This window comes from Flavonifractor sp. An82, assembly GCF_002159265.1.
Lineage (GTDB): Bacteria > Bacillota > Clostridia > Oscillospirales > Oscillospiraceae > Flavonifractor.
The window spans coordinates 67,658-82,089 of record NZ_NFHG01000001.1 but is presented as its reverse complement, the minus strand read 5'-3'; the positions used below and the strand labels follow the sequence as shown (position 1 = coordinate 82,089).

27 protein-coding genes are annotated in these 14,432 nt (G+C 48.6%); 26 read left to right on the top strand and 1 reads right to left on the bottom strand.

Annotated elements, in window-relative coordinates; translation table 11 throughout:
• Positions 1-990: 990 nt before the first annotated feature.
• From B5G34_RS00580 to B5G34_RS00560, 5 genes are all read left to right on the top strand, one after another.
• Complete coding sequence (locus B5G34_RS00580; RefSeq protein WP_087333518.1) at positions 991-1,842, top strand: hypothetical protein; 852 nt, start codon at positions 991-993, stop codon at positions 1,840-1,842.
• Positions 1,843-1,989: 147 nt separating this feature from the next.
• On the top strand, positions 1,990-2,205 hold the full coding sequence (locus tag B5G34_RS00575) for a hypothetical protein (protein ID WP_087333517.1): 216 nt from the start codon (positions 1,990-1,992) through the stop codon (positions 2,203-2,205).
• A gap of 56 nt (positions 2,206-2,261) precedes the next feature.
• The gene (locus B5G34_RS00570; protein WP_087333516.1) at positions 2,262-2,453 is read left to right on the top strand and encodes a hypothetical protein; all 192 of its coding nucleotides are present in this window, start codon (positions 2,262-2,264) and stop codon (positions 2,451-2,453) included.
• Between the two features lie 14 nt (positions 2,454-2,467).
• Positions 2,468-2,821 carry a hypothetical protein gene (locus B5G34_RS00565; protein ID WP_087333515.1) on the top strand — a complete coding sequence of 118 codons (354 nt, stop codon included), beginning with the start codon at positions 2,468-2,470 and terminating at the stop codon, positions 2,819-2,821.
• A 126-nt stretch (positions 2,822-2,947) separates the two neighbouring features.
• Entirely contained in the window at positions 2,948-3,160 is a 213-nt protein-coding gene (locus tag B5G34_RS00560) for a hypothetical protein (RefSeq protein WP_087333514.1), read from the top strand.
• Between the two features lie 104 nt (positions 3,161-3,264).
• On the opposite strand, the gene B5G34_RS00555 is transcribed toward B5G34_RS00560, so the two are convergent.
• Positions 3,265-3,519, bottom strand: coding sequence for a hypothetical protein (locus B5G34_RS00555; RefSeq protein ID WP_087333513.1), 255 nt, complete (start codon positions 3,517-3,519; stop codon positions 3,265-3,267).
• A 169-nt stretch (positions 3,520-3,688) separates the two neighbouring features.
• On the opposite strand from B5G34_RS00555, the gene B5G34_RS00550 reads away from it, so the two are divergent.
• The 21 genes from B5G34_RS00550 to B5G34_RS00465 all read left to right on the top strand — a co-directional run bounded on the left by B5G34_RS00550 (position 3,689) and on the right by B5G34_RS00465 (position 14,349).
• The gene (locus B5G34_RS00550; RefSeq protein WP_087333512.1) at positions 3,689-4,003 is read left to right on the top strand and encodes a hypothetical protein; all 315 of its coding nucleotides are present in this window, start codon (positions 3,689-3,691) and stop codon (positions 4,001-4,003) included.
• A gap of 16 nt (positions 4,004-4,019) precedes the next feature.
• The gene (locus B5G34_RS19340) at positions 4,020-4,151 is read left to right on the top strand and encodes a hypothetical protein (RefSeq protein ID WP_275532282.1); all 132 of its coding nucleotides are present in this window, start codon (positions 4,020-4,022) and stop codon (positions 4,149-4,151) included.
• A 44-nt stretch (positions 4,152-4,195) separates the two neighbouring features.
• Positions 4,196-4,633 carry a hypothetical protein gene (locus B5G34_RS00545; RefSeq protein ID WP_087333511.1) on the top strand — a complete coding sequence of 146 codons (438 nt, stop codon included), beginning with the start codon at positions 4,196-4,198 and terminating at the stop codon, positions 4,631-4,633.
• Between the two features lie 65 nt (positions 4,634-4,698).
• On the top strand, positions 4,699-4,887 hold the full coding sequence (locus B5G34_RS00540; protein ID WP_087333510.1) for a hypothetical protein: 189 nt from the start codon (positions 4,699-4,701) through the stop codon (positions 4,885-4,887).
• A gap of 16 nt (positions 4,888-4,903) precedes the next feature.
• Positions 4,904-6,508 carry a hypothetical protein gene (locus B5G34_RS00535; protein WP_087333509.1) on the top strand — a complete coding sequence of 535 codons (1,605 nt, stop codon included), beginning with the start codon at positions 4,904-4,906 and terminating at the stop codon, positions 6,506-6,508.
• Positions 6,480-7,415: a hypothetical protein gene (locus B5G34_RS00530; RefSeq protein ID WP_087333508.1), complete on the top strand. Its 936-nt coding sequence runs from the start codon at positions 6,480-6,482 to the stop codon at positions 7,413-7,415. Before B5G34_RS00535 ends, B5G34_RS00530 begins: the two co-directional genes overlap by 29 nt.
• A complete protein-coding gene (locus tag B5G34_RS00525) occupies positions 7,412-7,600 on the top strand; it encodes a hypothetical protein (protein WP_087333507.1) in 189 nt (62 codons plus the stop codon). The genes B5G34_RS00530 and B5G34_RS00525 overlap by 4 nt, the downstream gene beginning before the upstream one ends.
• Before the next feature lie 66 nt (positions 7,601-7,666).
• Positions 7,667-8,005 carry a hypothetical protein gene (locus B5G34_RS00520; protein ID WP_087333506.1) on the top strand — a complete coding sequence of 113 codons (339 nt, stop codon included), beginning with the start codon at positions 7,667-7,669 and terminating at the stop codon, positions 8,003-8,005.
• Between the two features lie 11 nt (positions 8,006-8,016).
• Positions 8,017-8,262: a hypothetical protein gene (locus B5G34_RS00515; protein WP_087333505.1), complete on the top strand. Its 246-nt coding sequence runs from the start codon at positions 8,017-8,019 to the stop codon at positions 8,260-8,262.
• Between the two features lie 13 nt (positions 8,263-8,275).
• A complete protein-coding gene (locus B5G34_RS00510) occupies positions 8,276-8,845 on the top strand; it encodes a hypothetical protein (RefSeq protein ID WP_087333504.1) in 570 nt (189 codons plus the stop codon).
• Entirely contained in the window at positions 8,835-9,074 is a 240-nt protein-coding gene (locus B5G34_RS00505) for a hypothetical protein (protein WP_087333503.1), read from the top strand. Before B5G34_RS00510 ends, B5G34_RS00505 begins: the two co-directional genes overlap by 11 nt.
• Before the next feature lie 12 nt (positions 9,075-9,086).
• Entirely contained in the window at positions 9,087-9,587 is a 501-nt protein-coding gene (locus tag B5G34_RS00500) for a hypothetical protein (protein WP_087333502.1), read from the top strand.
• Between the two features lie 53 nt (positions 9,588-9,640).
• Positions 9,641-10,564, top strand: a complete 924-nt coding sequence (locus tag B5G34_RS00495) for a DUF932 domain-containing protein (RefSeq protein WP_087333501.1) — start codon at positions 9,641-9,643, stop codon at positions 10,562-10,564.
• Positions 10,565-10,594: 30 nt separating this feature from the next.
• On the top strand, positions 10,595-10,858 hold the full coding sequence (locus tag B5G34_RS00490) for a hypothetical protein (RefSeq protein WP_242956728.1): 264 nt from the start codon (positions 10,595-10,597) through the stop codon (positions 10,856-10,858).
• A 9-nt stretch (positions 10,859-10,867) separates the two neighbouring features.
• Entirely contained in the window at positions 10,868-11,509 is a 642-nt protein-coding gene (locus tag B5G34_RS00485; protein WP_087333500.1) for a hypothetical protein, read from the top strand.
• Between the two features lie 62 nt (positions 11,510-11,571).
• Positions 11,572-12,348, top strand: coding sequence for a ParB/RepB/Spo0J family partition protein (locus B5G34_RS00480; RefSeq protein WP_087333499.1), 777 nt, complete (start codon positions 11,572-11,574; stop codon positions 12,346-12,348).
• A 108-nt stretch (positions 12,349-12,456) separates the two neighbouring features.
• Positions 12,457-12,648, top strand: coding sequence for a hypothetical protein (locus B5G34_RS00475; protein WP_087333498.1), 192 nt, complete (start codon positions 12,457-12,459; stop codon positions 12,646-12,648).
• Positions 12,649-12,789: 141 nt separating this feature from the next.
• The gene (locus tag B5G34_RS18240; RefSeq protein WP_140397147.1) at positions 12,790-13,083 is read left to right on the top strand and encodes a hypothetical protein; all 294 of its coding nucleotides are present in this window, start codon (positions 12,790-12,792) and stop codon (positions 13,081-13,083) included.
• A gap of 28 nt (positions 13,084-13,111) precedes the next feature.
• Positions 13,112-13,393 carry a hypothetical protein gene (locus tag B5G34_RS18235; protein WP_140397146.1) on the top strand — a complete coding sequence of 94 codons (282 nt, stop codon included), beginning with the start codon at positions 13,112-13,114 and terminating at the stop codon, positions 13,391-13,393.
• Between the two features lie 16 nt (positions 13,394-13,409).
• The gene (locus B5G34_RS18230; protein ID WP_140397145.1) at positions 13,410-13,682 is read left to right on the top strand and encodes a hypothetical protein; all 273 of its coding nucleotides are present in this window, start codon (positions 13,410-13,412) and stop codon (positions 13,680-13,682) included.
• 4 nt (positions 13,683-13,686) lie between these two features.
• Complete coding sequence (locus B5G34_RS00465) at positions 13,687-14,349, top strand: metallophosphoesterase family protein (protein WP_087333496.1); 663 nt, start codon at positions 13,687-13,689, stop codon at positions 14,347-14,349.
• Positions 14,350-14,432: the final 83 nt, after the last annotated feature.

The following is a 14,432-nucleotide window of genomic DNA, read 5'->3' as shown; positions in this document are numbered from 1 at the left end:
ATTAAACGCCGTGTTACCATATTCTACCATTTATTGCTTGTTTCTCCCTTTTTCTTCATGATTTTTACAGTGTCACGGGATATTTTGAAAAATTTCTTTTCTTAGTGCCGCAAGGGATTGCGGGTTTTTTTATGATTTTTTGAAAAATAGTTGTTGACAGCGATTAACCGTCATGCTATGATTGCACCGTCAGCAGGGCACGGGCTGACACACCGGCCCCGGCGGTATATCCGGGTGAATCCCTCTAGTGGTACCGTTCCCCACATACGAACGGCGGCGGGCTGAGTCTCCGACATGACACGCCCACCAGTGGCACGCACTGGTACATAATGTGCGGTATGCACCTTGAAAAAGGAATGACGGACGGTATCCGGCTTGTGTATGCAAGGCGGTGCAATCAACTGGTATGTATGTACCGGTGCAACCGTTCAGCCGTTTTTACAGCTGTCCCCTAGAAACCGGGGCCGACGCACGGGGAAACCAGCCATTGCAAGCCAAAGGGGCACTAATGGAGTTAGGCCATTAGTGCAAGCTCTGAGGGCGTGGCGTGTGCTACCCCTCCGCCAAACCAGCGGAGGATAGATGAGGGTAGGGACAGAGGGACAGAGACAACCGGGGGTAATCTGTGGTGGATTGACCGCGACGGGAGCGTTTGAACATAGCAACGAACCTATACAATAGGCTGGTTGGTGTGTTCAAACACGCCAATACATAGCAAAACCGCCCTACCAGTCTGCCCAAATCAGACCAGGAAGGCGGTGGAGCTGGGAAGGGGGTGAACTATGGAACCCTTCCGTATGGGTGCCCTGTGGGGCGTCCGTGTGGGTGGTCGGCTGATTGTGTTTGAATCCTATTCCGCCGCTTGGGATTGGATTGACGCCCAGTCAGACTAGCCACAAGGCCGGGGGCGATAGCATCAATCCCGGCTTTCTTACATTGTAGCACAGACCCATTACATAATCAACATATTTTTTTGAAAGGGGTATAACTATGAACACCAACACTACCACCATGTCCATCAATGAGATGATTGAGGCCCTGAACTCCGAGAGCAACGTGGCCACCGCTGACAAGTTCTTGGCTGAACTGAATGAGTCCATCAAGGCCGAAAACAAGGCTATCATTGCGGCTGCCGTGGAGTCCTTCGTCAAGTCCGCTGAGGCCTCTCCCGCCGACTTCTTCCGTGCCTTCATCGCTGATCCCTTCGTCAACGTCAAGCGCGTCAAGAAGGACAGCAAGTCCGGCGAGTATTCCGTGGTCGATGCTGTCCGTCAGGTCTCCTTTGCTGAGGTGGAGACCGCCTATGGCAAGGCTCACAAGGGTCAGACCTTGGCCCAGTCCAAGCGTTATGTGGGCATGATTGCCCGCTTTACCCACAACCTGCACGCCAACCTGTGCGGCGCTCTTTCTGAGGAAGGCTCCCAGGTGACTGTGTGCAAGTACAACGGCCAGGCCGTGGAAGAGTACGACTTCAACGGCACCAGCATCGGCAAGCTCCAGACCCAACTCAACGCCATCGTGAGCACCATCCTGCCCGAGGGCATGACCCTCCAGATGGTCAAGGCTGACGTGCGGGCCATCATGGCGGCGCACCAGACCGAGAAGTTCATGGAGTTCACCACGGCGGCGGAGAAGAAGGTCCTCAACCAGATCTTCGGCTCTATGCGTATCCGTATGGCTGGCAAGGCCTACACTGTCAACTCCAAGGCCCTGTGTCACAAGGCCAAGGAGTCCAACCAGACTCCCGCCCAGGAGGAAAAGACCTCCAAGATCCCCGAGCGAGCCGAGGCTGAGCAGATCCTCAGCCCCAATGGTTCCACCAAGGCAACCAACGTCGCCTAACCGACGCAGCCGCCCAACCAGGGCGGCTATGGCTCCATGCACAAGCCTCCACGTGGCGGAGCTGGAAACGTCTCAGACGGCGAATTGTGCGAACCAAAAATATGCCCAGGGCCCTTTGCACCCATTTTTAAGAACGGAGGCAAGATTATGTTTAGATTTATGAAGCGCTTCCACAAGGCCAAGAAGCCTCAGCAGCGCCCTGAACCCGTAGAGCGGGAGTATCTTGTGGTCTATGAGGAAACCGTAGGCGGAGCGGTTCCTATTTGGTCCATCCGTACCACTTCCACCGAACTGGCCAAGAAGGCGTTCCTTGACGCCGGATTGGTATGGCACCGCATTGTCGGTATCGCCCCTGCCTGTTAAGTGAAGCCGCCAAGAGGCGGATTTTCTTATTACATAACAAATCTGGAGGTATTACTATGAAAACTGTCACTATGAACGAACTGGCCAAGACCTATGGCGTGGAGGCCCCCAAGCCCGCACACGTCCGGAACAAGGTGTGCAAGAAGTGCGGTGGTATCATGACCAACGTACCCGGCACTAACCTGTTCGTCTGCCAGGGCAACCCCGGCAAGCCCTGCGATAACACCACCCTGTCCGCAGCTATGTAAGGAGGTGGTTGTAGGTGCGGTATCAGATCGTGTACAGCAAGGCTGGAACTGCCCAGACCACGTGGAAGCACAGCATGGAGTCTGCCATCAAGCTGGCAGATGATCTGCGCTCAGCCGGGTATACTGTTACTGTGGCAGAGCACTCTAAGGCCGGAAGCCGCACGGTGAGGCATAACAAGCTGTATTTTGTAGAAATCTTCCGTGCAGACAATGGCGTTAATCTATGGGGGAATGTCATTGCGGCCAGAACCGAGAATAAAGCCATCAAAAAGGCAATGAGGGAAGCCGGACTGTGTGGGAAACCCATGGAGATGTTTCAGTTCTCAACTGACCTTATTCTTCCTTTGTCCGCAGAGGCCATGCTCTGACCCTGACCCAGCCGCCCAGTTTATGGGCGGTTGGAGTGAAGGCCAGATTGTTCACACATAAGGCCTTGAAGCTGAGGCCAAGATACGCTATAATCCATACATATCTATGTATTGGAGGGGCGTATTATGGCTCATAATCATAATTCATACACGTCTAACTACACTAAAGAGAATTATGACCAAGTCCTATTTAAAATTCCCAAAGGGAAAAAGGAATTACTCAAACAAGAGGCCGAAATCCGTGATATCCGAGACTCCCAAGGGAAGCTGTCTGTCTCCCGCATGATTGTGCTTGCCCTTGAAAAACAGTACGGGCTAGACCTTCATACCAAAGAATGAGCGTCAATGCACTTATTTTAGAAGCCCTCTGGAAGTGCTACCGACTCGATCTCAAAACGCCCGTAGAGAGGTCGGAAGAATAAGTGGCTCTGGCAAACTGTTATTTATCTGTAAATCATTTTATTGAATTCTGCATCCGTAGCAAGAATTATATCTGCTTCATGGGAGCCAAAAACAGCTTCAATCGCTTCTTTTTGGGATAAGCCCATTCTCCTCATTTGCATAATTTTCCCAACGCAAATGTTGGTGATCTTTTTATCAAGTTCCTGATAACACGTTGCGCAGAGAGAAAATTTCCCTTTCGTCAACTCGATATCAGATACTTCCTTATCAGACCCGCAACAAGAACAAGCAGCCATACCAATCTCCTTTTGTTTACCAGAGCCGCCCTAATTATATATCTATTTTTTGTTTTTGTCGATAAAAGAATAATTTCATACACACAAGCCCGCCGTTTAGGCGGGCTATTTTTATGCCCATAAGCCCGCAGTTAATGCGGGCTATTTTTATAGCTATGAGGTGAAAACAATGAAGAAAATGATTTGCTTTTTCGCGGTTTTGATGGTGGTTTGTTCCGCTTGCGCCTGCAACGCTCCCCATATCCAAAAAGGATATGTGTACGACGCAGCCATAGACAGCTCCGCCGATCATTGGGCTGTCATTGGGACAGACGCCGGATATGCCATTGTCGTAAACAAAGACCAGTACGGTGTGGATTGCGACGATTCTGTGTATGTCACCATGCATAACGGTGAGGTTGTTCAGATTCAAAAATCCGATGACGATTTTCTGGATGAGACAAAAGATGTTGAAACAGAAACAGTTATCAATCTTTTCGATTAAACAGGAGGAAAATCTTATGTCTAAGACGAGAGAACAGCGTCGTCAGGCGGCCAAAACCCGCGACACCATCTATGCAGCCATCGTCCTTATCGGGGTTTTTGTGGTTGCGTGCGCACTCCCCAACTGGATGGATATCCTTGTCCATTGACGTTTAACACCGATAAATTTTGTGATACAACAAAGGAGGACAACATGAAGCAGATTTATGTTTGTGAGAAGTGTGGAGCCCAGTATGATGACTGGAATGCGGCTGTTCGGTGTGAGGATTCTCACCGGAGCGTCCAGGTCATCGAGCGTTGTGACCTTGACGAAGCGGAAGCGGACGCCCTGCTTGTCGAAGCCACTAAATACAGACAGGGATGCGCTCTCCCGGACGTTATCCCGGTTAAGTTCCACGTCCACACCGACAATGGCGGTTATGCCACCGACGAGAACGGGCAGTACATCTATGAATCCGCTCTGTATGCTCTCGTCAAGACCAGCAATGCCCAGAGGGAAATGCTCGAAAAACTCGATACGTCTATGACTATCCGCCGCAAGCATGACTATGAGGAATCCGAGCGTTGGCGCAAGGAGTGGGAGGCCACGCAGGCGGCTGAAGCGGCGCAAGATTCCGAAGCAAACGAGTAATAGGCTCTAAGGGGTGTGCCTTTAAACGCCCCATTCCAGACATAAAAAAACAAGGAGGAATACATATGTTTATCCCGCTCAGTGATTCTATGCCCTGCAACCGCTTCGTTGGTACGGCTCTTTATGAGCGCATGGAGGCTTTCGCAGACCGCCTGATTGATGAGCTCTGTTCCAGAGGTCAGGTTTCTGACCTCGATTTGGCCGTCGTTGATCAGCCTAGCATTAAGGTCCCCTATCCCCGCGACTGGGATTAAAAAGGAGTGTGTATTTATGAGTATGGAAGAGATTGTTGCGCGGGCCGAGCAGAATATCCGGAACGCGATTGCGGATTATGACCGCCACACCACGCAACATACCGTTCTGGAGGACATCACGGATGAGTTCATCCATAAGCTGGCGGAAGATAGCAGCTATGCAAAGCAGGGATTGCGCGAACTGTTTAGCAAGTCGCCGGCATGGCATCCTGAGCTTGATGCCATCGTCATCAATGGTAATCGCACCAAAGAGCCTAATTATGAACGGGCGTACCACATTGCGTGCGACATTGTGGATGACAAATTCCGCGAATTTGATCTTGATGATCGTTGGTATCAGTTGCGCGATGCAATTTCGTGGTTTTGTTCGTCGAGTGAAGAGCAGGCATCCGACGCTGGAGGTCTGCAGGCCATTAGATTTCTCGCGCCGAAAGCATATGCTCCCGGCAAGAAGGTGAGCCGAGTTTTTAGAGCATTCTGCAATGAGCTCGGCGTAGCGGATGAGACAGCAGGAAGTGATTTTCAGCGGCTATTTGCTATGTTCGCTGACGAAATCAATTCTAAGAAGATTGATTTCAAGCTGTTTGTGTCCATCAACCCGGCCCACCTTCTCACGATGAGCAATCCCAAAGAAGATGTCCGGGGGAAGTGTTTGACTAGTTGCCACTCTTTGAACTCCACTGAGTATAGCTACAATAACGGTTGTTGCGGCTATGCCAGAGACGCGGTGAGCTTTATCGTCTTTACGGTAGACGATCCCAACAACCCCGAACTTCTCAATAACCGTAAAACCTCCAGACAGATTTTTGCATATCGCCCCGGTTCTGGACTTCTTCTCCAGAGTCGTATGTATAACACTTCTGGAGGTGTTTATGGAGCAGCGGAAGAGTCGTCCGTTTACAGGGATTTGATCCAGAGAGAAATTTCTGACCTTGAGGGGGCAGATAATCTTTGGACAACTGGCCCGTCTTATTCCTCCAAGTATGAAGATTATGTTTATGCTGATAGGGATTTTGGAGGATATCAGGACTGGATCTACGGTGAGTTTGATGGCCATATCAGTATCCGAAGCGACGCTGATCATCCTGAGCCGTTGTGCATTGGGGAAGCTGGACTGTGTGTTGTGTGCGGAGGTCCTATCAACAGCAATATGTATTGCGATAAGCATATGCCTATGCCATATCATTGTGACCTTTGCGGTGAAGGTTGCGAAGAGGCGTATGAGGTGTTGAATGCAAACGGTCAGTGGATACGTGTATGCAACAACTGCTTGAGAGAGCACTATGTTCAGTGCCAATATTGCGGAACGTGGCATCTTCAGTCCGAAATTGTTGTTCTCAATGGGCAGAATCTGTGCAGAGAATGCCATGAGCGGCACACTCGTACCTGCGCAATCTGTGGAACCCTTCATATGAAAAACCAGATGGTTCGTGTAGTCATTGGGGACCGTGTCGAATGGGTATGTGCTGAGCATACATCTCGCTTTAAGGTGTGTCCGTCTTGTGGGATGTATCATGATCATAATGATGGTGCATGCCCCGTCTGTGGCTATAAGGCACCTACTTTTACTTTAACCAAACAGGAGGTTTCTGATGATGAACTCTGGACGCTTGCATTTTGAAGATATCCTCAGAGCGACACAACACCAGTTGTATGATATGCTCAAAACCTTGTTTAGTGAGCATATTGCGATTGCCGAGAAGGAATATCTGCTTATCACTGGGGAAGCTCCGGTATTGCTCGTAGCGCACCTTGATACAGTTCATGACAAACCCGTGGAAACAATCTGCTATTCGAAGTACGGAACGATTCTGATGTCTCCCGAAGGAGTTGGAGGCGATGATCGTTGCGGCGTGTTTTCTCTTCTGGAGATCTATGAGCAATCCGTCGTAAAACCTTGGCTCCTGTTTACATGTGACGAGGAAATCGGTGGTTATGGAGCCTTGGCTTTCTGTAGAGGGTTGGCCCAAGGCAATATTCCGGAGGAACTTAGCTCCATCAAAATGATCATCGAACTGGACCGGAAGGGCAGTAATGATGCAGTCTTTTATGACTGTGACAACATGGATTTTGAATCCTACATCGTGGATAAAGGGTTCAAAACGAGCATCGGGTCGTTTAGCGATATCTCTTATGTGGCTCCAGATCTTGGTGTGGCGGCAGTCAATCTGTCCTGTGGGTATTACAACGCCCATACTTTGCACGAGTACATCAACATAGATCACATGAACAACACCATCGAAAAGGTGGTGGGCATTGTTGCTGAGTCTTTGTCTGACGATGTGCCGCATTTTGAATACATTGAGGCCGAAAGAACGGTTTGGTCGTGGAACGATTATAAAAACTCTGCCACGAATTTCGATGGCACAATTTCCTTATCGGACATTCCGGAAGAAATCAGAAGCGAATACATTGCTCTTCTTAGCTATTACACTACGGAGGAGCTGGAATATTTTCGTTATGAGATGGGAGATAGTTCTATTCTCCTCCTTTATCAATCTGAATTTGAAGGTGGTGATCCTCTGTGAGACGCTTTCGTTGCATCAAAGGAGACGGGTATTACTTTACTCCAGGCCTTGTTTACACTCTCAACAAAGAAAACTCTGTAGACGGCAATAGAGGATCAACTATCAACCGGATTGAGTATGAAACTGGTATTGAGTGGCTCGAAAGGATGGAGAATATGAAATTTGAGGAGCTTCCCGAAGAATAAGGCCCTGGGCGGCGTGCCTTCAAACGCCGCACCCCAGATTTAAGACAATAAAAGGAGACTTTTATCATGAAGATTTTATCAAGGAAGGATTGGGAAGTATACGCCATTTTCTATGGTGTCGATCCGATGTGGGGAAAACGCTTTCTGTCTCAGGCAAAAGCGAAGACTCCGGAGTATAAGGAACCAGTTTGGCGGACAGCATTTCAAAACGAAGATAGCTGGACTGAGAAATGCTTTGTCCCCTACCACTTCAGCGAAGATACATGGAGAGAGTTTGAAGAAGATAACTGGATCTATTCGAACTCTCTTTATGATTGCACTGGCCGGACATTCACTGTTGGGATCGAACACTTCAATGTTCCCGGCGGCACATGGATTTATCATCACAAAGCTTTGGACGTGTAAAGGAGGTTATTATGGGAACTCACGAATCCAGGATGCAACTCATCAAGGCAATGCACATTGTGGTGTGTAGTATGAACGACGAGGAGGCCTACGCAAGATGGATCTATCTGGTGCCCGATTGTGCCACGGTGGATGATTTTGACGACATTGCCCAGGACGATGATCTGTACGGGGATTGTTGTGACCTGTTCCGGGAATTGGTGCAGGAATACGGCAAGTCCGGGTTTTACTCCATAGGCGACTACAGGTCATTCTGAGAAAGGAATATTTATGGGACGTGGAAATGTTTGCGTCTCTGGCAAATACGAAGGGCTCTACTACATCGATAACGACGACATTCATGTATACCGTCGCGACGATCCTTTCGCTGATGAGCCGGAGACTACATTGTTAAAGGAACTTGGAAGCGCGGACATCAATACCGGGAAATGGATTTATGACGAGGTCGGAACCACGGAAGAAGAAGGAGACATTCTTGAATGCTTTATCGACAGTTTTACCAGAATGTTTCCTAGTTTCCAGCGAACGGAAAAATATCGTTGGGTTCGCAACGGATGGTATGGCGACTTTTGTCGCAGAGTCATCATGGAGAACGGCCTGTTTTACATTGCCATAGAGGACAACGAATGGTCTCTTGCGGTCGAACTCCTCCAAAAGGGCAATACATATGAGGATGGCTACTTGTCTGATGATGGTCGTCTGGAAGGACTTCAAGCAAAGCACTTCCAGCGTTATCTGGATGGGATGAAATTATGTTTGCTGGAGCGAGTGCCTAGTATTGGTGCCAGAACTGGTGCTTGGACGCATGGAGTGATTAGGAGAGATACATATGACCAGTAAAGAATTCATCAAAGAGGTTCGTGACCATTTGCGCAATCATAAAGGAGAATGGTATAACCATCTCCGGTTGGTTGACGGGCATGAGGTTGGCTTGAAATTCTACGGCCGCTCGATTCAGATTTTGCGGATCAATGGAGTGGATCACGGAGGACTGTGGGATATTGCTACTCAGAAAGCATTTATTGCTTATATTGAGGGGGCTCTTATCTCGTCCGGGATTGTAATGTAAGGAGGGTTTGTTATGTCGTTTGATATTCATGAGGTGCTTCTTCCGTCTCTCACGTATGACGACTTCGTGCTTATGGCGCAGAACTGCAACCCGGAGTCCACCACGCTTCGAGATGAAGTGCGGCGTCTGCTCGCGCAACGTCGCAACGAGCTCTGGGAGATGTTTTTGGAGCACGAAGAAGATATCATGAAAGCGGCATTCCCGGAACAATTTCCGGTTGAGTTAACACATAAAGGGAAGCACGTTTATACTAAGGGTGACTTCCGTGGATACGGGGCGCTTGCTGTGTTTGACTTGGTTGATGGTGAGGTGGTCCAGGATCTGATGGACCTCCTCCCCCCTGCCTATTATAGCTCAAGTCTTGCACAAGTTGGCGAGCCGTGTGACTCCGTCCGTGCAGATGATGACCAGTATTATCCTACATACGCTACCTTCAGGTTTATTGCCATGGAGGGAGAACACGAAGTATGGGAATTCTGTGGTGATTGTCTGAGGGGACACACAACAAAATAATTTTGACTTATGAAAGATATAAAAGCCATTAAATAAAAAAGGAGGAAAATAAAATGGCAGCTAATGTGGAAACTATGATGTATGTGCGTGAGAAGCCCTGGCACGGACTGGGAACTGAGGTGTCTGAGGCTCCTACCAGTGCGGATGCTCTTCGTCTTGCTGGCCTTGACTGGGAAGTACAGCAGAAGAACATCCAGGTGTGCGGAGGTTCCAAGATCGAGAACTACAAGGCGAATGTCCGGAGCACGGACGGTTCTGTGCTCGGCGTAGTCAGCGATTCCTACAAGATCGTCCAGAACGCAGATGCTTTCAGCTTTACCGACGAGCTGATCGGCGGAGATGTTCGGTATGAGACTGCGGGAAGCCTGAGAGGCGGCAAGAAGATTTGGTTGCTGGCAAAGATGCCTGAGCGGAAGATTGCTGGCGATGCGGTAGAGCCGTACCTCTGTTTCTCCAACACGCACGATGGAACCGGAGCTATTCGGGTTTGCATGACTCCGATTCGGGTTGTATGTAACAACACCCTGAATCTGGCCCTGAATACCGCGAAGCGTCAGTGGTCTGCTCGCCATACGGGCAACATCGAGCAGAAGATGCAGGAGGCTCGTATGTGTCTACAGCTTGCTGACGCTTACATGGATGGTCTTGGGGACTATGCCGACAAGCTGGCCAATAAGACCATCAACGACGAGGAACTGGATAAGATCCTTAACGAGATGTTCCCGGTCGAGGAGAATGACTCCGAGAGAAAGAAGACCATGGCAAAGAAAGCCAAGGATGAGTTTATGGTGTGCTACTGGCGGCCTGATATCGCTCAGTTCCTGAACACTGCTTGGGGCGTGGTGAACGCCATGAGCGATATGGTTTCCCATTCTGAGCCGCTCCGCAACACGGCCAACTATCGGGAAAACAACTGGGGTCGGATCATGGACGGCCATAAGATGCTTGACAAGCTGAGCTCTCTGGTTGGCGTGTAAAATAAGTTTCCTATAAGTGAGGATGGTGTTATGAAAGAAAAATGCGCACCTGGGCTTCCTGAGATGTGCTTCTCCACCCTTCTGACTACCGGAGACCTCATCTGCATCAAACGTGGAGAGGTTGGTTACTACCCTTCCGAATGGGACACTGGTGACAAAGAGAAGAATGTGGAACTGGCCGACCAGCTGAACGAACAGTTGGGTGTGAATATGTGGCAGCGGCAAGCCATGGAGGTAGGTAGTATGTGCGGCTGGGATGTTCCCGGAGCCGATCCCAGTCAATACATTAGATAAGGAGGGTTTATGACATACCATGCATATGATCGAGATGAATTGAAACCTGCGAGTTCGATTCGTGTGGAGCATATCATCTATGAAAACGAACAAGAAAGCAATGTTGAAGATCTTCTTTCTGCCCCGCTCCAAGATCTGGTCGCCTCCAGAGAAAAAAGTGTGGAGGCGGAGCGGGAAGTGTTCATCCAACTGAAAAGTCTGGCGGAAAAATGGGAACAGCAAGCTGGAGTGACACTCTTATATGACAAAGCAATTGAGTATCTGAAAACTCCGGCATCTAAGCACACGTCGAACCAGTGGGTAGATGATGGATATCGGTACATAATCAGCAATGCTGTGTATCAGATGTCCTACTCCATTTCTGAAAACACCAGATACAACAGTCAGCTTCAGAGAGTTGTTCCATATTCGTGGACTTTGCGCTGGAGTATTTATACCAATGCTCCGAGGTCTTCCATGCAAATGAAGATTGCTGGGCAGGACCGGAAAGTATTTACGACAATGGAAGGACTGGATAAATATCTTGCAGGAAGAATCAGGGCTTATCAGCATCTTTTTGCTGAGATTTATCCAGAAATTCCGAAGGAGTATGCCGATTGCTTCAAGGTCAACGGGATGCTTCTGCCTGGATATAAGATCGCATCCAAATAACATAATACTACAGTTAAGAAGCGCCCATTAGGGCGCTTTACATATTTAAGGAGGATTTACACATGAACGCCATCATCAGCTCTATCAACACTACCGCTTGTGCCGCCGTTATGAGCAACGCCAAGAACTACGACGGTAAGCTCATCGCCCAGATTCCCATTGAGCTCCTGCAACTTGCTGATTATCAGCGGCAGGAAGGTTCCACCGTCAAGACCATCGCACAGAACTGGGACAACCGCAAGTGCGATCCTCTGATCGTTTCTTTCCGGGACGGCGCTTTTTATGTAGTTGATGGCCAGCATCGTATGGCAGCGGCCAAGCTGATTGGAAAGAGAGACCTCACCTGCGTCATTTTCGAGATGACCTATGAGGAAGAAGCCGACTACTTCGCAGACCAGATGGAAAATGTCCGTGTCCTGACGGTTCTGCAGCGTCTTCGCGCTAAGGCAGAGGCCGGATACGGATACGCAAAGGATATCTTTGAGATCTGCAAGGATCTCGATGTGACGCTCACCAGCAGTCGCAGACACGGTCCTGGTTGTTGCTCTGCTATCAACGCACTTACTCGAATCTATGCCACCTATGGTCGAGATGCCGTTATCTCCATCCTGAAGACGATCGATGAGATCGGGTGGCATTATACCAAGGGTGGTTATAGCAGCGTCTCTCTGCGGTCTCTGTGCCGTCTCCTCTCCTATGTTGGAGATGCTGAAAAGATGGTTCGCGTCGCAAAGGAGATCGTGAGAAACCGTTCGTTTGACGATGTGATGGCGGAAGCATACACGACTTTCCCCGGTCGCGGAGCTACGAGCGCACTCTCTCAGCTTCTGGTAGCGTAATAGCGCCGACGTTTAAAATATATATAAACTGTGATATATAATATTATGCACAGTTGTTGAGGGGGTATCCCCTCTCATTAAAAACAAAATCACAAAGGAGAATCTAATATGAAGACTGTTTCCATTTCTGAGCTCGGTAAGATTTTTGGTGTGAAGGCTCCCCTTCCCCGCCAGGAGAAGGTAAAGAAGTGCCGCAAGTGCGGCACCGAAATGGTCCACCCTGCCGGTACGAACGTGTACATTTGCCCCGGCAAGAAGGACGGAAAGGAATGCGGGAACGTGTTCTATACCAAGAACTGATAAAAAAGTAAGCACAACGCAAAGAGGGCGGGGTAAACGCTGCGTGCGTTACCGTTTTTTGATTTAGGCCGCGTGCTTAATGTTGACTCTGCCGCCCTCACCAGAGGACGGCAGGGATGAGCATTAAGGGTGGTGATAAAGATGGATTTACACTTTCCGTCATATGAAGAAGTTTTAGAACAGGGCAAGAATGGAGAATGTTCTTATGTTTTGTTCGGCGTTTACCAGCATGTGTATTGCAGATTTACTTATATGGAAGATGGATGGGACGGATTCCATCTTGATGTGATGTGCGAAAACTTCGTTGATAGGTTTTGGCCAAAACATTATTTCCCTGGGACAAGAGATGGATATGAGGCACTTAAGAATTGCGCTCGTGGCATCCGAGCAGAAATTCTTGCCAATCTCTTGAATCCAGATCAGGGATGGGAATAAAACAATTATTTTATAGGGAGCTGGTACCGTGGATATGAAGAAAGTTGTTATATATCTACTTGTCCATGATATGGATGGAGATAACAGTTGGTGGTCTGATGTTTCTGCACATACCTCTCATGAGAGTGCTTTTAATGAGATGGTTTCTCAGTGGTCACAGGCAGTTGAAGATTATGAGTATTTTGGATCTGGACACGGAGACGATGATGAATGCGTTTGCACTATCAGCTCCGCTACCATCAGAATGTTCGACGAGATGGATCACTGGAGAATTGAAGTTCATGCCATTGAAGTGCCGGGGGAAAATTGATATTCAAGGTGATAACATGGCAAAGAAAACTCTTGAACCGGCGCATCACTCCCTTGTATTTGTAGGCGGTTGCACCAGAGAGATTGCCAAAATCTATGCCTACGACCACGATGGTAGAGCTAAGACTGACAAAAAAATCCGGTCTGAGGCTATGTTGCATATCCGGGCGTTTGCTGCCGAGCGCAATTTCAAAATTTACTATGTCCGCATCTGGAATAAAGATGGTGTAACCGTTTTTGATGTTGGTAGTCATACTGAGTTTTTCCATTTGATCCCGGAGGTGAATTGACAGTATGGAGAGTAAACGCATTATAGCTATTGGGGATATCCATGGCTGCTACCATACCATGGTAGATCTACTGCTCAAGGTTAATTATAACAGTGCCACCGACACCCTGATTTTCTTGGGAGACTACATTGATCGTGGCCCGTTTAGTTATAAGGTAGTCAAAACCCTTCAAAAGCTCCAGAATCAGGTAGGAAAAGACAAAGTAATCTGTCTTCGGGGGAATCACGAATCGCTCCCTACAAACTATTCCCATGCTGTCTGGATGCGCAATGGCGGAATGTTTACACTTTATGACTACGCAAGAAATGGAGCAGAAATCCAGGAAGAATTTGGATGGTTTCGGTCTCTGCCTTTGTACCATCAAACGGAACAGTTTATTTTCTGTCATGCCGGCCTTACCCATCCTGATTTGATTAGCAACAGCGAAGAAGATTTGCTCTGGGGCAGAACATGGCTTGAAATTGACGCCAGGCCCCGCGAAAAGCGCGTAATTTTCGGCCATACCCCATTTAGAGAAGTTCCTTGCTTTCCGCGAACCGGCGACATTGGTATTGACGGAGGTTGTGTCTTTGGAAATCAACTTTGCGCCATGATCATCCAAAAGAGTGGAGAGTATGACTTCATAACCGTTAAGAAATCCCCAAAGGATATGGAGGACACCCAATGATCGCTACCAAAAAAAAGTAATATTCCTACCGATAAGAAAATTGCTGTTACGACCGAAGAACTGCAAGCCATGCTGAGTTGTGG

Bases quoted from the DNA above. Each gene is read 5' to 3' on its own strand.
- B5G34_RS00545 (WP_087333511.1), top strand. From the start codon at position 4,196: ATGAAGCAGATTTATGTTTGTGAGAAGTGTGGAGCCCAGTATGATGAC.
- B5G34_RS00515 (WP_087333505.1), top strand. From the start codon at position 8,017: ATGGGAACTCACGAATCCAGGATGCAACTCATCAAGGCAATGCACATT.
- B5G34_RS00520 (WP_087333506.1), top strand. From the start codon at position 7,667: ATGAAGATTTTATCAAGGAAGGATTGGGAAGTATACGCCATTTTCTAT.
- B5G34_RS00530 (WP_087333508.1), top strand. From the start codon at position 6,480: ATGATGAACTCTGGACGCTTGCATTTTGAAGATATCCTCAGAGCGACA.
- B5G34_RS00540 (WP_087333510.1), top strand. From the start codon at position 4,699: ATGTTTATCCCGCTCAGTGATTCTATGCCCTGCAACCGCTTCGTTGGT.
- B5G34_RS00480 (WP_087333499.1), top strand. From the start codon at position 11,572: ATGAACGCCATCATCAGCTCTATCAACACTACCGCTTGTGCCGCCGTT.
- B5G34_RS18230 (WP_140397145.1), top strand. From the start codon at position 13,410: ATGGCAAAGAAAACTCTTGAACCGGCGCATCACTCCCTTGTATTTGTA.
- B5G34_RS00535 (WP_087333509.1), top strand. From the start codon at position 4,904: ATGAGTATGGAAGAGATTGTTGCGCGGGCCGAGCAGAATATCCGGAAC.
- B5G34_RS00555 (WP_087333513.1), bottom strand. From the start codon at position 3,519: ATGGCTGCTTGTTCTTGTTGCGGGTCTGATAAGGAAGTATCTGATATC.
- B5G34_RS18240 (WP_140397147.1), top strand. From the start codon at position 12,790: ATGGATTTACACTTTCCGTCATATGAAGAAGTTTTAGAACAGGGCAAG.
- B5G34_RS00465 (WP_087333496.1), top strand. From the start codon at position 13,687: ATGGAGAGTAAACGCATTATAGCTATTGGGGATATCCATGGCTGCTAC.
- B5G34_RS00550 (WP_087333512.1), top strand. From the start codon at position 3,689: ATGAAGAAAATGATTTGCTTTTTCGCGGTTTTGATGGTGGTTTGTTCC.
- B5G34_RS00485 (WP_087333500.1), top strand. From the start codon at position 10,868: ATGACATACCATGCATATGATCGAGATGAATTGAAACCTGCGAGTTCG.
- B5G34_RS00490 (WP_242956728.1), top strand. From the start codon at position 10,595: ATGAAAGAAAAATGCGCACCTGGGCTTCCTGAGATGTGCTTCTCCACC.
- B5G34_RS19340 (WP_275532282.1), top strand. From the start codon at position 4,020: ATGTCTAAGACGAGAGAACAGCGTCGTCAGGCGGCCAAAACCCGCGAC.
- B5G34_RS00495 (WP_087333501.1), top strand. From the start codon at position 9,641: ATGGCAGCTAATGTGGAAACTATGATGTATGTGCGTGAGAAGCCCTGG.
- B5G34_RS00505 (WP_087333503.1), top strand. From the start codon at position 8,835: ATGACCAGTAAAGAATTCATCAAAGAGGTTCGTGACCATTTGCGCAAT.
- B5G34_RS00475 (WP_087333498.1), top strand. From the start codon at position 12,457: ATGAAGACTGTTTCCATTTCTGAGCTCGGTAAGATTTTTGGTGTGAAG.
- B5G34_RS00510 (WP_087333504.1), top strand. From the start codon at position 8,276: ATGGGACGTGGAAATGTTTGCGTCTCTGGCAAATACGAAGGGCTCTAC.
- B5G34_RS00570 (WP_087333516.1), top strand. From the start codon at position 2,262: ATGAAAACTGTCACTATGAACGAACTGGCCAAGACCTATGGCGTGGAG.
- B5G34_RS00575 (WP_087333517.1), top strand. From the start codon at position 1,990: ATGTTTAGATTTATGAAGCGCTTCCACAAGGCCAAGAAGCCTCAGCAG.
- B5G34_RS00500 (WP_087333502.1), top strand. From the start codon at position 9,087: ATGTCGTTTGATATTCATGAGGTGCTTCTTCCGTCTCTCACGTATGAC.
- B5G34_RS00580 (WP_087333518.1), top strand. From the start codon at position 991: ATGAACACCAACACTACCACCATGTCCATCAATGAGATGATTGAGGCC.
- B5G34_RS00560 (WP_087333514.1), top strand. From the start codon at position 2,948: ATGGCTCATAATCATAATTCATACACGTCTAACTACACTAAAGAGAAT.